At 37.1% G+C, this 16,476-nt stretch carries 13 protein-coding genes and 1 pseudogene; 11 read left to right on the plus strand and 3 right to left on the minus strand.

Annotated features, from left to right (window positions below):
* Window positions 1–78 precede the first annotated feature (78 nt).
* The gene (gene comER, locus MHB53_RS25320) at window positions 79–945 is read right to left on the minus strand and encodes a late competence protein ComER (protein ID WP_340923989.1); all 867 of its coding nucleotides are present in this window, start codon (window positions 943–945) and stop codon (window positions 79–81) included.
* Between the two features lie 38 nt (window positions 946–983).
* Here comER and MHB53_RS25325 point away from each other — a divergent pair, with 38 nt between their 5' ends.
* The 3 genes and pseudogenes from MHB53_RS25325 to MHB53_RS25335 all read left to right on the plus strand — a co-directional run bounded on the left by MHB53_RS25325 (window position 984) and on the right by MHB53_RS25335 (window position 4,743).
* Window positions 984–1,598, plus strand: coding sequence for a helix-hairpin-helix domain-containing protein (locus MHB53_RS25325; protein ID WP_340923991.1), 615 nt, complete (start codon window positions 984–986; stop codon window positions 1,596–1,598).
* A gap of 62 nt (window positions 1,599–1,660) precedes the next feature.
* Window positions 1,661–2,095, plus strand: a pseudogene (locus MHB53_RS25330) (ComE operon protein 2); the annotation flags it as partial.
* A gap of 329 nt (window positions 2,096–2,424) precedes the next feature.
* Window positions 2,425–4,743: a DNA internalization-related competence protein ComEC/Rec2 gene (locus MHB53_RS25335; protein ID WP_340923995.1), complete on the plus strand. Its 2,319-nt coding sequence runs from the start codon at window positions 2,425–2,427 to the stop codon at window positions 4,741–4,743.
* 77 nt (window positions 4,744–4,820) lie between these two features.
* On the opposite strand, the gene MHB53_RS25340 is transcribed toward MHB53_RS25335, so the two are convergent.
* Window positions 4,821–4,955 carry a YqzM family protein gene (locus MHB53_RS25340; RefSeq protein ID WP_340923997.1) on the minus strand — a complete coding sequence of 45 codons (135 nt, stop codon included), beginning with the start codon at window positions 4,953–4,955 and terminating at the stop codon, window positions 4,821–4,823.
* A gap of 537 nt (window positions 4,956–5,492) precedes the next feature.
* Here MHB53_RS25340 and holA point away from each other — a divergent pair.
* On the plus strand, window positions 5,493–6,512 hold the full coding sequence (holA, locus tag MHB53_RS25345) for a DNA polymerase III subunit delta (protein ID WP_340923998.1): 1,020 nt from the start codon (window positions 5,493–5,495) through the stop codon (window positions 6,510–6,512).
* Between the two features lie 49 nt (window positions 6,513–6,561).
* Here holA and rpsT read toward each other — a convergent pair whose 3' ends face one another.
* On the minus strand, window positions 6,562–6,825 hold the full coding sequence (gene rpsT, locus MHB53_RS25350) for a 30S ribosomal protein S20 (RefSeq protein ID WP_340924001.1): 264 nt from the start codon (window positions 6,823–6,825) through the stop codon (window positions 6,562–6,564).
* Window positions 6,826–7,023: 198 nt separating this feature from the next.
* On the opposite strand from rpsT, the gene gpr reads away from it, so the two are divergent.
* The 7 genes from gpr (at window position 7,024) to dnaK (ending at window position 16,184) form a co-directional block, all read left to right on the plus strand.
* Complete coding sequence (gene gpr, locus MHB53_RS25355; RefSeq protein WP_340924004.1) at window positions 7,024–8,151, plus strand: GPR endopeptidase; 1,128 nt, start codon at window positions 7,024–7,026, stop codon at window positions 8,149–8,151.
* Window positions 8,152–8,250: 99 nt separating this feature from the next.
* Window positions 8,251–8,577 carry a hypothetical protein gene (locus MHB53_RS25360; protein WP_340924007.1) on the plus strand — a complete coding sequence of 109 codons (327 nt, stop codon included), beginning with the start codon at window positions 8,251–8,253 and terminating at the stop codon, window positions 8,575–8,577.
* A gap of 830 nt (window positions 8,578–9,407) precedes the next feature.
* On the plus strand, window positions 9,408–11,243 hold the full coding sequence (gene lepA / locus MHB53_RS25365; RefSeq protein ID WP_340924009.1) for a translation elongation factor 4: 1,836 nt from the start codon (window positions 9,408–9,410) through the stop codon (window positions 11,241–11,243).
* Window positions 11,244–11,379: 136 nt separating this feature from the next.
* Window positions 11,380–12,507 carry a radical SAM family heme chaperone HemW gene (gene hemW / locus MHB53_RS25370; RefSeq protein WP_340924012.1) on the plus strand — a complete coding sequence of 376 codons (1,128 nt, stop codon included), beginning with the start codon at window positions 11,380–11,382 and terminating at the stop codon, window positions 12,505–12,507.
* 93 nt (window positions 12,508–12,600) lie between these two features.
* Complete coding sequence (hrcA, locus tag MHB53_RS25375; protein ID WP_340924987.1) at window positions 12,601–13,629, plus strand: heat-inducible transcriptional repressor HrcA; 1,029 nt, start codon at window positions 12,601–12,603, stop codon at window positions 13,627–13,629.
* Window positions 13,630–13,725: 96 nt separating this feature from the next.
* Window positions 13,726–14,316: a nucleotide exchange factor GrpE gene (gene grpE, locus MHB53_RS25380; RefSeq protein WP_340924990.1), complete on the plus strand. Its 591-nt coding sequence runs from the start codon at window positions 13,726–13,728 to the stop codon at window positions 14,314–14,316.
* 35 nt (window positions 14,317–14,351) lie between these two features.
* Window positions 14,352–16,184, plus strand: coding sequence for a molecular chaperone DnaK (gene dnaK, locus MHB53_RS25385; RefSeq protein WP_340924015.1), 1,833 nt, complete (start codon window positions 14,352–14,354; stop codon window positions 16,182–16,184).
* Window positions 16,185–16,476 lie beyond the last annotated feature (292 nt).

Consider the following 16,476-nt stretch of genomic DNA (forward strand, 5'->3'; position numbering starts at 1 on the left):
AGGAGGAAACTCCTTTTCCTCCGCTTTTTTTATTTTTTAAAAAAGAAAGGATTTTTAGCGTGTGTGTAGAATTAGTTATTAAAGATGATGTTTTACCTCTATTTCTTTCACTTCAAGATTAAACTTCTGATGTGTGGCTTGAAATAATTTCTCAAACACATCATGGAGCTCAACTTCTAACACGTCAATTCCAATCCCTGTTATTCCACCTTTTACACACACTTTCTCTTCTAAAGTAGGTAATGAATAATAACCTTTTTTCAGTAAATCTCCAAGTCCGATCAGCATCTGCTCAGATAGCAATGTTGCAGTTTCTCTGTCAATTTTCGTTTCAGCAACTGCTGCATCAATAAATCTTCTTGTCATATAACTGAAAAAAGCTGGCCCGCAACTGACGATATCCGAAGCTACCCGCGTGATATTATCATTAATATCTATTGGAAAGGATATCTTATCAAACATATTTATAAGTTTATTTTGCCATTGTTGATCGCACTTTTTACCAAAGCTGAATAAAGACACACCTGAGAGAGCCCTATTCGTTATACTTGGAATAATTCGCACACAAGAACATGGAATAATACTTTCTAACCATTCGACTTTAATGGGGCTTGTTATGGATACAATACAATGTTCCGCAGTTAGATCTTGAAGATGACTTTTAAGTAGCGGTAGAATATCATGCGGTTTCACACAAATGAAAATAAGTTTGGCCTTGTTTATTGTTTCTTTAGGGCTATTTGCCACTTCGATACCTTCAAATTTATATTTAAGCTCATCAGCTTTAGCTTTCGTCCGATTGACGACAATTAAATCTGAAGGAGAAACTGCTTTCCCTTCTAGCAATGCTTCAGATAAAATTGTTCCCATGTTTCCGGTTCCGATGACTCCGACCTTCATGCTTTCCCCTCCTTCTAATCTACTCCTACCAAATGTATGCTGCATCTAAAATAATATTCCTTTCTGATAAGAGGTGATTCTTTTTGAAAATTTGGTTTGAAAGTTATAAAACGATGTTCATTTGTGGAATAGTTATTCTGATAGCGATTTTTCTTTATTACAGCAGACCCCAAGAGCAAGCATTTTCGGAACCAATAAACACGGATATGCAACCCTTGGAAAGCAAACCACCAGAGGCGAATATGGAGGAAATGGAAGAAAATAATATTCGTATATTTGTAGATGTTAAAGGTGCTGTTCATAAACCTGGCCTTTATGAGGCTGTTGAAGGTGAGCGCATATTTGATATAATTGGACAAGCAGGTGGGTTGCTAGATGATGCTGATGAGAATCAAATTAATTTTGCCGAAAAACTCCATGATGAAATGGTTGTTCATATTCCAAAAGTGGGTGAAGATTTAGATGAAATGCCGGCAAATGTTAATTCGGGGACAAAGAAAGATGGGATAATAAACATAAATAAAGCAGATAGTACGGAATTGGAATCCCTCCCAGGTGTGGGGCCTGCAAAAGCGAAAGCGATTATCGAATATAGGGAACAAAATGGCCCATATCAGCAAATTGATGATTTGCAAAAAATATCTGGAATTGGTCCGAAGTCATTTGAAAAGCTTCAGGATTTAATAAGTGTAAAATGAAGGTATTAACTTCATAGAAATACATCAATAAATTAGAGAACAAAGCAGAGGGAGAAGAGGATATGGAAAGAATATCATGGAATCAATACTTTATGGCGCAAAGTCATTTACTTTCATTTCGAAGCACATGCACAAGGCTTACAGTAGGTGCAACGATTGTTAGAGACAAAAGGATAATAGCTGGCGGTTATAATGGATCAATTACAGGTGGGGTTCATTGTATTGACGAAGGTTGTTATGTGATCGACGATCATTGTGTAAGAACGATCCACGCTGAAATGAATGCGATATTGCAATGTGCAAAATTTGGTGTACCAACAGAAAATGCAGAAATTTATGTTACTCATTTTCCTTGTCTTCAATGTTGTAAAGCAATTATTCAAGCAGGTATAAAAGCAGTTTACTATGCAAAAGATTACAAAAATCATCCGCATGCGATCGAATTGTTTGAACAAGCAAACGTAAGGATGGAGAAAGTTCCTGTAAATAAGGAAATCTTTCTTTCGTTTGCGGAGCAAACAAACGGTTTGTGATCATTGGCTCACACCCTCAGCCATGCTGAAAGATGTGAGCCAAAAAACAACAGTAGCATTTTCTGAGGGCACTGAAAAACATTCGGCTATTCAATGAAATTTATTTGCAAGGTTAAAAAAACCGGGCGAAAAACATGCCCGATCTTTTTACAACTATTCGAATAGGAGTGTTGATTTCCGTGGGCGGAAAGCAACAGGATTCTATAATAGATCCTTGCATTAGAAGGACTTTTTCAGTGCCCACCAAATTCTTGCTGTTTGCGACCCATAGATGAAGTCGGAAAGGAGTATATATGGCTGGTAAATGGTTTTATGTAGCAAGCGCAGCACTTGCGGGAATATTACTTTCGCTAGAATGGCACCTATTAACATTTTTATTTTCTTGTTTAATAATTGTACGAGTAATGAAAGAAAAAAACAAACACTTGTTGATTCTACTTTTTACTGTCTTGCTGCTTTTTTTTAGTACAGGTATGAAAAGTGAAAAGGATAAGCATTCAGCTTTTTCCGCAGGCATTATCCACGAATATATTACCTTTCAAGCGTTCCCCGAAATAGATGGTAACCGCCTAAAGGCTGTTGTCACAGCTTCTAATAATGAAAAACTACTACTCACCCACATCATTCAAAATGAAGAAGATAAACATTTATTAGAGAGAAAGTTAGAATCAGGAGCTTCGTGCCATATTACTGGAGAACTAATAAAGCCACAAAAAAATAGTAATGAAAATGGATTTAATTATCAACAATATTTATTTAGACATAACATACACTGGTTACTTGAAACAGACAAGATCAGCCTAGAGAATTGTTCATTCTCTGCCCTTCATATGATTAATAAATTACGGAATATAAGAATGAAGGGAATAAAGAAAGTGGAGGAAAACTTTCCAATAGCATTAATACCTTATGCAAATGCACTAATATTTGGCGAAAGATCAAATTTTACGGATGAAACGTATCGGGCATATCAGCAAATTGGTGTTGTGCACTTACTTGCAATTTCGGGATTGCATATTGGTTTGTTAGTTAGTGTTTTATATTTTGGCTTATTACGTGTAGGATTTACGAAAGAGAATGTATTTTGGATATTATTCTGTCTATTGCCAATATATGCGGTTCTATCTGGTGGAAATCCACCTGTCATGAGGGCTGTTTTAATGGCGTTATTGCTTTTAGCTGGACAAAAATGGCGGCTACCATTTACAACGTTAGATGCGCTATCAATTAGTTTTATTGCATTCTTATTTTATGATCCGTATCTCGTTTACCACGTAGGATTTCAACTTACATATTGTGTAAGTTTTGCTCTCATTGTCTCGTCACGAAGAATTCTTCAGAAAACAGCAACATACATCAAAAAAATGATCAATATTTCTATCGTTTCTATGCTCGCATCATTTCCGGTACTTTCTTTTCACTTTTATGAATTTTCAATTATTAGTATAATAGCAAATATAGTCTACATTCCATTTTACACAATTATTGTTTTACCCTTCATGTTCTTTTTGTTTTTTTTACAATTTATCCAAACTTCTCTTTTTCATCTTTTGTCAGAATGGGGAGCTAAGTTGCTATTATACTCCGAACAATTTGCAGCATTTGCAAGCTCATTTAACTTCTCAATGATTGTTACTGGGAAACCAGGAATTATTATGATGGTGTTTATGATCGTTGGAGTGATAATGTATTTGTTATTTAGTGAACAAGGGAAATCAATGCTCTATTCTGGGGTACCGTTGGTTCTGATCTTTTTTATTTTCTTTTTGGTAAATCAATATTCAGCAAAAGGTGAAGTCATTTTCATTGATGTTGGTCAAGGTGATAGTATTTTGATTAATTTGCCTTATAATCGTGGGACTTATCTGATAGATACTGGAGGTAGTATCCAATTTCCTGTACCGGATTGGGAAAAAAGGAGCAATTCCTTCCAAGTTGGCGAAGACATATTGTTGCCATTATTAAAAAGTAAACGAATTAATCGAATCGATAAATTGATTTTGACACATAGCGATATGGATCATATGGGTGCTGCACATGAATTACTGGGGAAGGTAATGATTAAGGAAATTATAATCACTCCTCGTTCATGGGAAAAAACGATAATGGCAGACCTAATTGTACAGGCTCAATCATTAGGAATTCCTGTTAATGAAGAAAAGGTAGGATCAGGTTGGCATAATAAATCAGGAAAATTCCAATTTATTTATCCGTTTAATGATGATTATGAAGGAAATAATGATTCGCTTGTCCTCTTTGGGGAATTTGGCGGATTAACATGGGTTTTCACTGGAGATTTAGAAAAAGAAGGGGAAGAAGAAATAATTAAGAAATATGGTAATTTACAAACGGATGTATTAAAGATTGGGCATCATGGTAGCAGAAGCTCTACAACCTCAGCTTTTTTAGAAAAAGTACAACCTAAATACTCGATCATATCTGCAGGAAGAAATAACAGATATGGGCATCCGCATCCAGAGGTATTAGCTGTTCTAAATGAATTTAACACAGCTATCTTTCGGACGGATGAACATGGAGCTATTCATTACGAATTTACAAAGAAAGGAGGAACCTTTAAGACCCAATGGCAATATGATAAAGCAATGAAATGATAAAAAAAAGAGCAAGCGCCTTGAACCACAAGTTCATTACTTATGATTACCGAGGTACCAAGACGCCTGCCATTTTGTTACTTCCCTAGCAATTGAATGACTGTTCCGATCACAAATATTGCAGTGAAGAATACAAAGGAAACGGCAAATCCAATACCAGAATCGATCGCATCATTGCGTTTTGATTGGACATTTTGTTCAAATTCGTTCACAATTACCCCTCCTATATCCACTATAGTATAGACGAATGTAGTAGAAAAATCCACTGTTCAATTACCACTGCTGACAAGAGTTAACAGCCATATTTTTGGCTTGAAAGGCTAAGCTAAGATCAGCAAGAAAAATTGGTTCTTGATTACCGCTTCCGACTAAGTATCCTAGGCCTTAATCCGAAGCGTTCATCATAGATTGGAGGACATCCATCACATCTGTGAAGTTTGTCCTCTTTACCCCTTGTCAAAAGAAGCAAATTTCCATACGATAGTAGGGGATGTTCAAAAAGTCACCAAATGATAAATGGCGAATTTCTTCGTTGGCTTGTCTTTTCGGTCCTCATGTAAAAAGGATCCTCTGTTAAAGAAGAGAGGAACCTCTGTTAAGATCGCTCACGTCCTGTGCAAGTACGTCCTGTGAGCAACACAGAGGTCAGCACAAGCCCTACGCCGCCTCGAACTTCTTGTTTTTAATTTGGCTCCTTTTTGAATATGCACTAGTAGGAAGAATGCTTTAGAAGAGGGGACACTAATTTTATGAATGCATGGAAAAAAATTGAACAGAAACAATTTTCGCCTTTATATTTATTATACGGAACAGAGACCTTTTTAATCAATGAGACAAAACAAAAATTAGTGGCAAATGTGTTAACGAAAGAAGATATGGATTTTAACTTATCTGTTTATGATTTAGAGGAAACACCTATAGAAATGGCGATTGAGGATGCTGAAACCATACCTTTTATGGGAGATAAAAAATTAATTATTTTACATAAACCAGCATTTTTAACTGCAGAAAAGTCAAAATCAAAAATCGAACATGATTTCAAAAAACTGGAGACATATATACAGGCCCCCCCTCCATTTACGATCATGGTGTTTGCAAGTACATATGAAAAATTAGATGAACGCAAGAAAATAACGAAGTTGCTAAAAAAATCAGCAGAAGTTATTGAAGTGAAAAAGATGAATGAATCTGAATTGAAGGTATGGGTAAGGGAGAAAACTGCCGAAAATGAAGTGCAAATGGATGAAACAGCAATGGATCTTTTGCTAGTTTTAGTTGGTTCAGATTTGATGAAGTTGGATACTGAAATTCAAAAATTATCTTTATTTGCCGCTGATACAAAAAGAATTGATGTAAGTATGGTGGAAAACCTGACATCTAGATCTATTGAACAAAATATTTTTTCTTTAGTAGATAAAGTGGTTCATCGGAGAATGGATGAAGCATTTCGAATATATTACGATTTGAGAAAGCAAAATGAAGAACCGATAAAGATTCTGGCACTTTTAGCTAGTCAATTTAGATTGATTTACCAAGTGAAGGAGCTAATGAAAAGAGGGTATGGACAGCAGCAAATCGCCTCAACATTAAAGACTCACCCATTTCGCGTTAAACTTGCATCTGGACAAGCTAATTCTTTTTCCGAAGAAGCGCTTGGGGAAATTATGAATTTGCTTGCTATTAGTGATGAGCAATTAAAAACAGGTGCTAGCAGTCGCGACCTTGCAGTTGAATTATTTCTATTTAAATTAGGGAGCTTGAAAATATAGCGCAATACAAATAAAAAAACGACTCCAATTGGGGTCGTTTTTTTCTGTATTATGCAGTTGCTTTATTTAACTTTTTTGCAAGACGTGCTTTTTGACGATTTGCTGTGTTTTTATGGATTAAACCTTTTGTTGCAGCTTTGTCCAAGTGCTTGATAGCAACTTTAAACAAATCTTTTGCAGTTTCTTCTTTTTGGTCAGCAGCAGTTTCAAATTTCTTCACTGCAGTACGCATAGCAGATTTAACTGCAATGTTTTGAGCGCTTTTTTCTTCATTGATTCTCACACGTTTAATAGCTGATTTAATGTTTGGCAATACATTCACCTCCTGACGAGTATCGAGGTTTTATTGTCACTCGAATTTCACGGTTCATTAACAATAAGAACAAGAGATATTTTATCAAATGAATGCTAAGAAAGCAATAGAATTCCATTTGCATTGGAAGTTTGAATGAAAAATCGGGCAATAGGAAAAGCTTGGGAGTAAGAAGTTTTTTATCTGGAGGTATAAGTGATGGGAAAAAAGGAATTGGATTTGAGTTGTTACAATGTGAGGACAGACTTAGCTTCAGAATCGTTTGAAATGGCACTTGCACAACTAGATGCCAAACAAAAGGGGAAAAAAGTACATAAGGAAATTGAAGGTGTGATTTTTAAGGAAAAGATGGTTGGAGATATTAAAATATCATCAACGGAAATTACAGAAGAAGGGGCGAACCGACTAGGGAAAAAACAAGGAAATTATATAACGATGGAAGTTCAAGGTATACGAGCACAGGATAGTGTGGTGCAGCAAAAGGTACAAGAGGTGTTTTCGCAAGAATTTAGTGCTTTTTTACAAAAGTGTCAGATACCGAAAACAGCAAGTTGTTTAATTGTAGGGTTAGGAAATTGGAATGTGACGCCAGATGCGCTTGGACCACTTGTTTGCGAAAATCTAATCGTCACTAGGCATCTGTTTGAATTGGATCCAGATAATGTCGATGATGGTTATCGTTCAGTTAGTGCGATTTCCCCAGGTGTTATGGGGATAACTGGTATTGAAACGAGTGACATCATCTTTGGTGTAGTGAGAAATTCAAAACCTGACTTTATTATTGCAATAGATGCACTTGCATCAAGATCTATTGAAAGGGTCAATTCAACTATTCAAATTTCTGATACGGGTATTCATCCAGGTTCAGGGGTTGGAAATAAACGTAAAGAGATCAGTAAAGAAACACTAGGTGTGCCAGTTATATCGCTTGGTGTACCGACTGTTGTTGATGCAGTAACAATTACAAGTGATACGATTGATTTTTTACTTAAGCATTTTGGTAAAGAGCTGGGTGAATCTGGAAGACCGTCACGTTCCCTAGCGCCTGCTGGACTTACGTTTGGGGAGAAACGCATGCTTACTGATGAGGATCTACCTGAGGAAAAAGAAAGAAAGACTTTTTTAGGTATTGTTGGAACTTTAGAAGAAGAGGAGAAACGGAAGTTAATCCACGAAGTTCTTTCTCCTCTTGGTCATAATTTAATGGTCACACCGAAGGAAGTGGATGTTTTTATTGAAGATATGGCAAACTTGCTTGCGGCAGGATTAAATGCAGCACTTCATTCTTCGGTAGACAAGAGTGATACAGGTTTTAAAACAAGATAAAGTACTGTCTATCATTTACTTATGTATCAACGTCGAAAATAGTAGTTCTATCATTTCAAAAATAATCATATAAGTATACTAGAACTAGGAGGTGCTGAAATGAGAGGCTTTATCGTAAAGTGCTTACTGCTAGTGCTTGTATTGTATGCAGGTGTGTTAATTGGAATGGAGAAGGCTAGTGACGAGAAAAAGCAAAGTAATTACGAAACATACTCACTTCAGGCTCCTAGTCTTATTAATGAGCAGGATGTACAAAACATTGAAACTACACTGGTAGAAAATAATATAGCAGGGAATGGCGAAGGAGAAAATGTCCAAGAAAATATCGAATCAAATAATATTTTTTCAAAAGCTGGAAGTACCTTGGCTGAGACTATCACTAACATAATGAAAAAAACGATAGATGTTTTATCTAGCTTTATTTAATATAAGAGGATGTTCAAAAAGTCACCAAATGATAAACAGCAAATTTCTTCGTTGGCAATTAGGTACTTTTACTAAAGTAAGGAATCTCTGTTAAGGGAGAGAAAAGGATCCTCTGTTAAGGAATGAGAGGAGGATCCTCTCTCTGTTAAGGAAGAGAAAAGGATCCTCTGTTAAGATCGCTCACGTCCTGTGAGCAACACAGAGGTCAGCACATCGTGTGCAAGTACGTCCTGTGAGCAACACAGAGGTCAGCACATCGTGTGCAAGTACGTCCTGTGAGCAACACAGAGGTCAGCATGTCGTGTGCAAGTACTTTCTATGGGCAGCGTAGAGTCAGCGCATCCTGTGCAAGTCTGTTCCTCAAAACCTTCTCGTCTCGAAATTTTTGTTTCTAATTTGGCGCTTTTTTGAACACGCACTATAATACATAATCTTACTGACTTTTAAAAAATTATATGATGAAAAGAGATGAAGCGTATTCTATCAGATGCGCTTTTTGTTGTGGTTACATTGTCACCTGTAAATACACATGGAGCGTCGACTAAAACCGCCACGTCCTGTGGCAACGTTGACGAATCGGCATCCTGTGGGAGCAGTTTGTACGTCACTTAACGGGCGCTTCCACATTTCTATATGTCTAGTTGCAGGCGCTAATGAATCGAGGTCATAAGTCAATCCGTCAAGCAGGTAAAGATCAACCTTCTCACTGTCTTGTCTTATGCTTGTCGCCCCTAAACGAGCGCCTTCCGCATTTCTATATTTGCTCATTGAATTATTCGCTGATATAATTTAATCTAGCATACATGCGCCGATTAACAGGAGTGAAGAAAATGAATCATGATGAAAAAGTAAGAAGACGGGAAAAGATCCGTAACTTTTCGATTATTGCCCATATTGACCATGGGAAATCGACGTTAGCTGATAGAATTTTAGAACAGACGAAGGCATTAACTTCACGTGAAATGAAAAGCCAACTGCTTGATTCCATGGATTTGGAACGTGAGCGCGGCATTACGATTAAATTAAATGCGGTTCAATTAAAATACCGTGCTAAAGATGGTGAAGATTATATTCTTCATCTAATCGATACACCTGGACATGTCGACTTTACATACGAGGTTTCTAGAAGTCTTGCGGCTTGTGAAGGGGCGATTCTCGTTGTAGATGCTGCCCAAGGGATTGAAGCACAAACTTTAGCTAATGTTTATTTAGCTTTAGACAATGAATTAGAAATTCTACCCGTCATTAATAAAATTGATTTGCCAGCTGCTGAACCTGAACGAGTGAAACAAGAAATTGAAGACGTGATCGGTTTAGATGCTTCAGACGCGGTCCTTGCATCTGCTAAGGCTGGCATTGGCATTGAAGATATTCTTGAACAGATTGTAGAAAAAGTTCCCGCACCTCAAGGAGATCCAAGTGCACCATTAAAAGCTTTGATTTTCGACTCTTTATACGATGCATATCGAGGTGTCATCGCGTCAATTCGAGTGGTTGAAGGGACAGTAAAAGTTGGCGATAAAATTAAAATGATGGCTTCTGGGAAAGTATTTGAAGTACTAGAAGTTGGCGTTCATGCACCAAAGCCAGTGCTTGTGGATGAGTTAACCGTTGGAGATGTTGGATTTTTAACTGCCGCTATTAAAAAAGTGGGAGATACGACGGTCGGGGATACGATTACCCATGCAGTCAATCCAGCGACAAAGGCTTTACCGGGATATAGAAGAATGAATCCAATGGTTTTTTGTGGACTTTATCCAATTGATTCAGCAAAATTCAATGATCTACGTGAAGCATTGGAAAAATTAGAACTGAATGATTCAGCACTAGAGTATGAACCGGAAACGTCACAGGCGCTTGGATTCGGTTTTCGCTGTGGATTCTTAGGACTTTTGCATATGGAGATTATTCAAGAGCGAATTGAACGCGAATTTAAAATTGATTTAATTACTACTGCGCCAAGTGTTATTTATAAGGTGTATATGTCAGATGGAACAGAACTATCGGTTGACAATCCTTCCAATATGCCTAATCCGCAACTGATCGACCATGTGGAGGAGCCATATGTGAAGGCCTCGATGATGGTTCCAAATGATTATGTCGGTGCGGTGATGGAATTGGCTCAGGACAAACGAGGTAATTTTGTTGATATGCAATATCTAGATGATATCCGAGTAAGTGTCGTTTATGAAATCCCGCTTGCTGAAATTGTCTATGACTTTTTCGATCAATTAAAATCGAATACAAAGGGTTATGCTTCATTTGATTATGAATTAATTGGTTATAAACCGTCGACCTTAGTTAAAATGGATATTTTACTTAATGCAGAAACGGTGGATGCTTTGAGCTTTATCGTGCATAGTGATTTTGCATATGAGCGTGGTAAAACGATCGTAGAAAAATTAAAAGAGCTCATTCCACGTCAACAATTTGAGGTACCGGTTCAAGCTGCAATTGGTCAAAAAATTGTAGCTAGATCAACAATAAAATCAATGGGTAAAAATGTGTTGGCCAAATGTTATGGCGGTGATATTTCCCGAAAGCGTAAATTATTGGAAAAGCAAAAAGCAGGTAAAAAACGTATGAAACAAGTTGGTTCTGTCGAAGTTCCTCAGGAAGCATTTATGGCAGTATTGAAGAGAGATGACTCAGGAAAAAATAGTTGAGGAATTACTTTCGATTTTAATAATAAAAGGGAGGTTCAGCCTGATGCCTGCATCATGCTGTACTTCCCTTTTAGCGTGTGTTTGAACGATCCTCATTTACTATGTTTTTCATTTTTTATATAAGGTTGTGAACGAAATGAAGGCAGCATATATCCATATTCCTTTTTGCGAACATATTTGTCATTATTGTGATTTTAATAAAGTGTTTCTTCAAGGACAACCAGTAGACGAATATATCGATTTATTAATTAAAGAGTTTGAAATCGCCGTTAATCAACAGCCGTTCCAACAATTAGAAACGATATTTGTTGGTGGCGGTACGCCAACTGCATTAAATGAAAAGCAATTGGAAACTCTTTGTAGGGGTATAGTTAAACATTTGCCATTGGAAAATGGAGAATTTACTTTTGAAGCAAATCCAGGTGATATGTCCATAGAGAAGTTACAAATATTGGCAGACCATGGTGTGAATCGGTTAAGCTTTGGTGTCCAAGCTTTTAATGACGAATTATTAGCAAAGATCGGAAGAGCGCATCGTGTCAAAGATGTGTATACAACGATTGAAAGGGCACAGAAAGTTGGATTTTCTAATATAAGTATTGATCTAATATATGCGTTACCGACTCAAACCATTGATGATTTTCATGCAACTTTAGTAGCGGCCCTTGCTTTAGACCTCCCACATTATTCAAGTTATTCATTAATTGTTGAACCGAAAACTGTCTTTTATAATTTAATGAGAAAAGGAAAACTTCATTTACCAGGCCAAGATGCTGAAACGGAAATGTTTGGTATGTTAATGGAGGAAATGGGGAAAAAGGGACTAAGCCAATATGAAATAAGTAATTTTTCTAAACCAGGTTTCGAAAGTCGTCATAATTTAGTGTATTGGAATAATGAAGAATATTATGGATTTGGAGCCGGGGCCCATGGATATGTAAATGGGAACCGTTATTCAAATGCAGGACCGATAAAAAAATATATGGAGCCACTTCAAGTTGGGAGGCTTCCTGTTTTTGAAAAGAATGAGGTCACAAAAAAAGAAATGATGGAAGAGGAAATGTTTCTAGGGCTAAGAAAAACTTCTGGTGTGCATATGGGACATTTTAAAGAAAAATATGCAGTGGATCCTTTAGATATTTTTGCGTCATCCATATCTGAAATGAAAAATAAAAATTTGTTAAAAATAGAAGGGGATTCCTTACGTCTCACAAAGAAAGGTTTCTTTCTTGGGAATGAAGTATTTCAATCATTCCTTCTTTAAAGAGTAAAACCGTTGACATCAACAAATCATTTTGATATTTTAATTATAGATTTAGCACTCGTTTGAATAGAGTGCTAACAGAGGTGATAAATGTTGTTAACAGATCGTCAACTACTCATACTTCAGGTTATAATTGATGACTTTATCAGATCTGCCCAACCAATTGGCTCGCGAAGTCTTTCCGAAAAGCAAGGTATTCTTTTAAGTTCAGCGACAATTAGAAATGAAATGGCTGATTTAGAAGCAATGGGATTTATTGAAAAAACTCATACATCTTCTGGGCGTGTTCCTTCTGAAAAAGGGTATCGTTACTATGTGGATCATTTATTATCGCCACACGCGTTACATGCTGATGACATCAAAAAAATCCATGCTGTTTTTGCTGAAAGAATATATGAACTAGAAAATATCGTTCAGAATTCAGCAAGGATATTATCTGAGCTGACAAATTATACCGCCATACTGCTTGGCCCTGCCGTCAAAGAAAATAAGCTAAGAAAGTTGCAAATCGTTCCGCTTAATCAAGAGACGGCAGTAGCAATAATTATTACTGATACTGGGCATGTAGAGAATCGAATCTTTTCTCTTCCGGATAATATTGCACCAGAGGAAATTGAAAAGCTTGTAAATATTTTAAATCACAAGTTACAAGGTGTCTCGATCTCAGAATTACGGGACACAATGTTCAAAGAGGTTGCAGATTTATTGCACCAGAATATTCAAAAATATGATTACTTGCTTAAATCGATTACTGAAACAGTGAATATACCTGCCGCAGAAAGACTTTTTTTTGCCGGAAAAATGAATATGTTGTATCAACCTGAGTTCCATAATATTGATAAAGTCCGTTCATTATTGGACATGATAGAACAGGAACAGGGAATATACGAGTTATTCAAGCACACACCGGTCGGAATACATGTTAAAATCGGTAAAGAAAATACCCATTCGATAATGGCGGATTGCAGTTTAATAACAGCAACATATTCTATTGGTGAGGAGCCCGTTGGCACAATAGCTATTTTAGGGCCGACAAGAATGGAATACTCGAGAGTAATTACATTGCTCGACTTTTTAAGTAAAGATATGAGTCTAGCTCTATCTAGGCTTTACCAACAATAACGTTGTCGTAGGTGCTATCGAATGGGGCCCCACAGCCTCGGACAAGCACTTTAACCAATTCATATCGTATAACTATTTTAAGGAGGTGAAGTCATGATAGATGAAACAAAGGTTACATCTGAAAAAGCGCATGATACAGAAGAGGAAACAGTTACATCCACGCAAGAAGAAATTCTAGAAGAAGTGGAAACTGTTGAAGGTGATGTAGAGGTTACTGAACCTGAATCTGATGCATCGACATTGCAAATTGCCGAACTTGAAGCAAAACTAGAAGAATCTGACAGCCGTTATTTGCGCTTGTATGCGGATTTTGAAAATTTCCGTCGTCGTACCCAACTTGAAAGGGAAGCGGGCGAAAAATATAGAGCACAAAACTTAGTAACAAATCTTTTGCCAGCCATTGATAATTTCGAGCGAGCTATGCAAGTTGAACTCGATAATGAACAGGCGAAATCTTTACTTACAGGTGTTGAGATGGTTTATCGCGGTATAATCGATGCGTTAAAACAAGAAGGTGCAGAACAGATAAAAGCTGAGGGAGAGGAATTTGATCCGAATCTCCATCAAGCAGTAATGCAAACAGAAGAAGAACAATATGGATCTAATATTGTTGTGGAAGAATTCCAAAAGGGATATAAATTAAAAGATCGTGTGATCAGACCAGCAATGGTTAAGGTAAATAAATAAAAGAAGGTTACATACTTTTTAGGAGGTACATGAATATGAGTAAAATTATTGGTATTGACTTAGGTACGACTAACTCTTGTGTAGCAGTACTGGAAGGCGGGGAAGCGAAAGTTATCCCTAATCCGGAAGGTAACCGTACAACTCCATCCGTCATTGCTTTCAAGAACGGTGAACGTCAAGTAGGGGAAGTAGCAAAGCGCCAAGCGATCACTAACCCAAATACAATTATGTCTATTAAGCGTCATATGGGAACAAATCATATGGAAGATATTGAAGGGAAAGAATATTCTCCACAGGAACTATCTGCTATTATTCTTCAATATTTAAAATCATATGCAGAAGACTATCTAGGTGAAAAAGTAGATAAAGCGGTTATTACTGTACCGGCATATTTTAACGATGCAGAGCGTCAAGCTACAAGGGATGCTGGAATTATTGCAGGTCTTGAAGTGGAACGTATTATTAACGAGCCAACAGCAGCAGCGCTTGCATATGGTCTTGATAAAACAGACGAAGATCAAACGATTTTGGTTTATGACCTTGGTGGCGGAACATTTGATGTTTCTATCATGGAACTGGGTGACGGTGTATTTGAAGTACTTGCAACAGCAGGTGATAACCGTCTAGGTGGAGATGACTTTGACGGGAAAGTAATCGATCATCTCGTTCAAGAATTCAAAAAAGAAAACGGTATTGATTTATCTAAAGATAAAATGGCTTTACAACGTTTGAAAGATGCAGCTGAAAAAGCGAAAAAAGATCTTTCAGGAGTTACATCTACACAAATTTCATTACCATTTATTACAGCAGGTGAAGCAGGGCCACTTCATATGGAGCTATCTTTGACTCGCGCGAAGTTTGAAGAATTGACTTCGGATTTAGTTGAGAGAACAATGGGGCCAACTCGTCAAGCCTTAAAAGATTCAGGTAAATCTGCATCTGAAATAGATAAAGTTATCCTTGTTGGTGGTTCTACGCGTATCCCTGCGGTACAGGAAGCGATTCGTAAAGAAACGGGCCAAGATCCACATAGAGGAGTTAACCCAGATGAAGTTGTAGCTATGGGGGCTTCTATTCAAGGTGGAGTATTAACAGGTGATGTGAAAGATGTGGTACTTTTAGACGTTACTCCACTTTCGCTTGGTATTGAGACAATGGGCGGCGTATTCACGAAGCTAATTGACCGTAATACAACAATTCCAACTTCGAAAGCGCAAGTTTTCTCAACTGCTGCTGATAGCCAAACAGCAGTTGATATACATGTTCTACAAGGGGAACGTCCAATGGCAACAGATAATAAAACGCTTGGTCGTTTCCAATTAGCTGATATTCCTCCAGCACCACGTGGCATTCCGCAAATCGAAGTGAAATTTGACATCGATAAAAACGGAATTGTAAATGTAAGTGCGAAAGATATGGGTACAGGTAAAGAACAAAATATTACAATTAAATCATCTTCAGGTCTATCAGATGAAGAAGTAGAACGTATGGTAAAAGAGGCAGAAGAAAACGCTGAAGCAGATAAAAAGCGTCAAGAAGAAGTAGAGCTTAGAAATGAAGCAGATCAGTTGATTTTCACAACAGAAAAAACGTTGAAAGACCTTGAAGGTAAAGTAGACGAAGAAGAAGTGAAAAAAGCAGAAGAAGCGAAAGAAGCTTTGAAAGCTGCAATTGAGAAGAATGAACTAGATGATATTCGCGAAAAGAAAGACGCGCTTCAAGAAATCGTTCAAAATCTTTCTATGAAGTTATATGAAGAGGCTGCTAAGCAAGCAGAAGCAGCACAAGGAGCAGAAGGCGGTAAGGAAGAAGATAATATCGTTGATGCTGAATTTGAAGAAGTAGATGAGGACAAAGAAAAGAAATAAACATATATGGTTGACATTGGTAAGCCTGTCAATTATTAAGGGACAGCTGATGTGACCCGTATTATGCGCAGTATCCAAAAGTCAAAGCCTATCATAACTGGCTTTGACTTTTCTTAATAATAAAGAACGTTTTTCTATATCGCTTAATCGTTGTAAGAACTTTAACTGACACGATTTACTAGTGCGACGGGTCTGTAAATCGTAAACAATAGACGTTGCGTTTATAGCTAGTGTGTCTAATGTACATAATAGTCCTTGCACATTTCTTAAAGGAGATATATGTTTCTTTCAA

The sequence above is a fragment of the Bacillus sp. FSL K6-3431 genome, assembly GCF_038002605.1.
GTDB lineage: Bacteria > Bacillota > Bacilli > Bacillales > Bacillaceae_C > Lederbergia.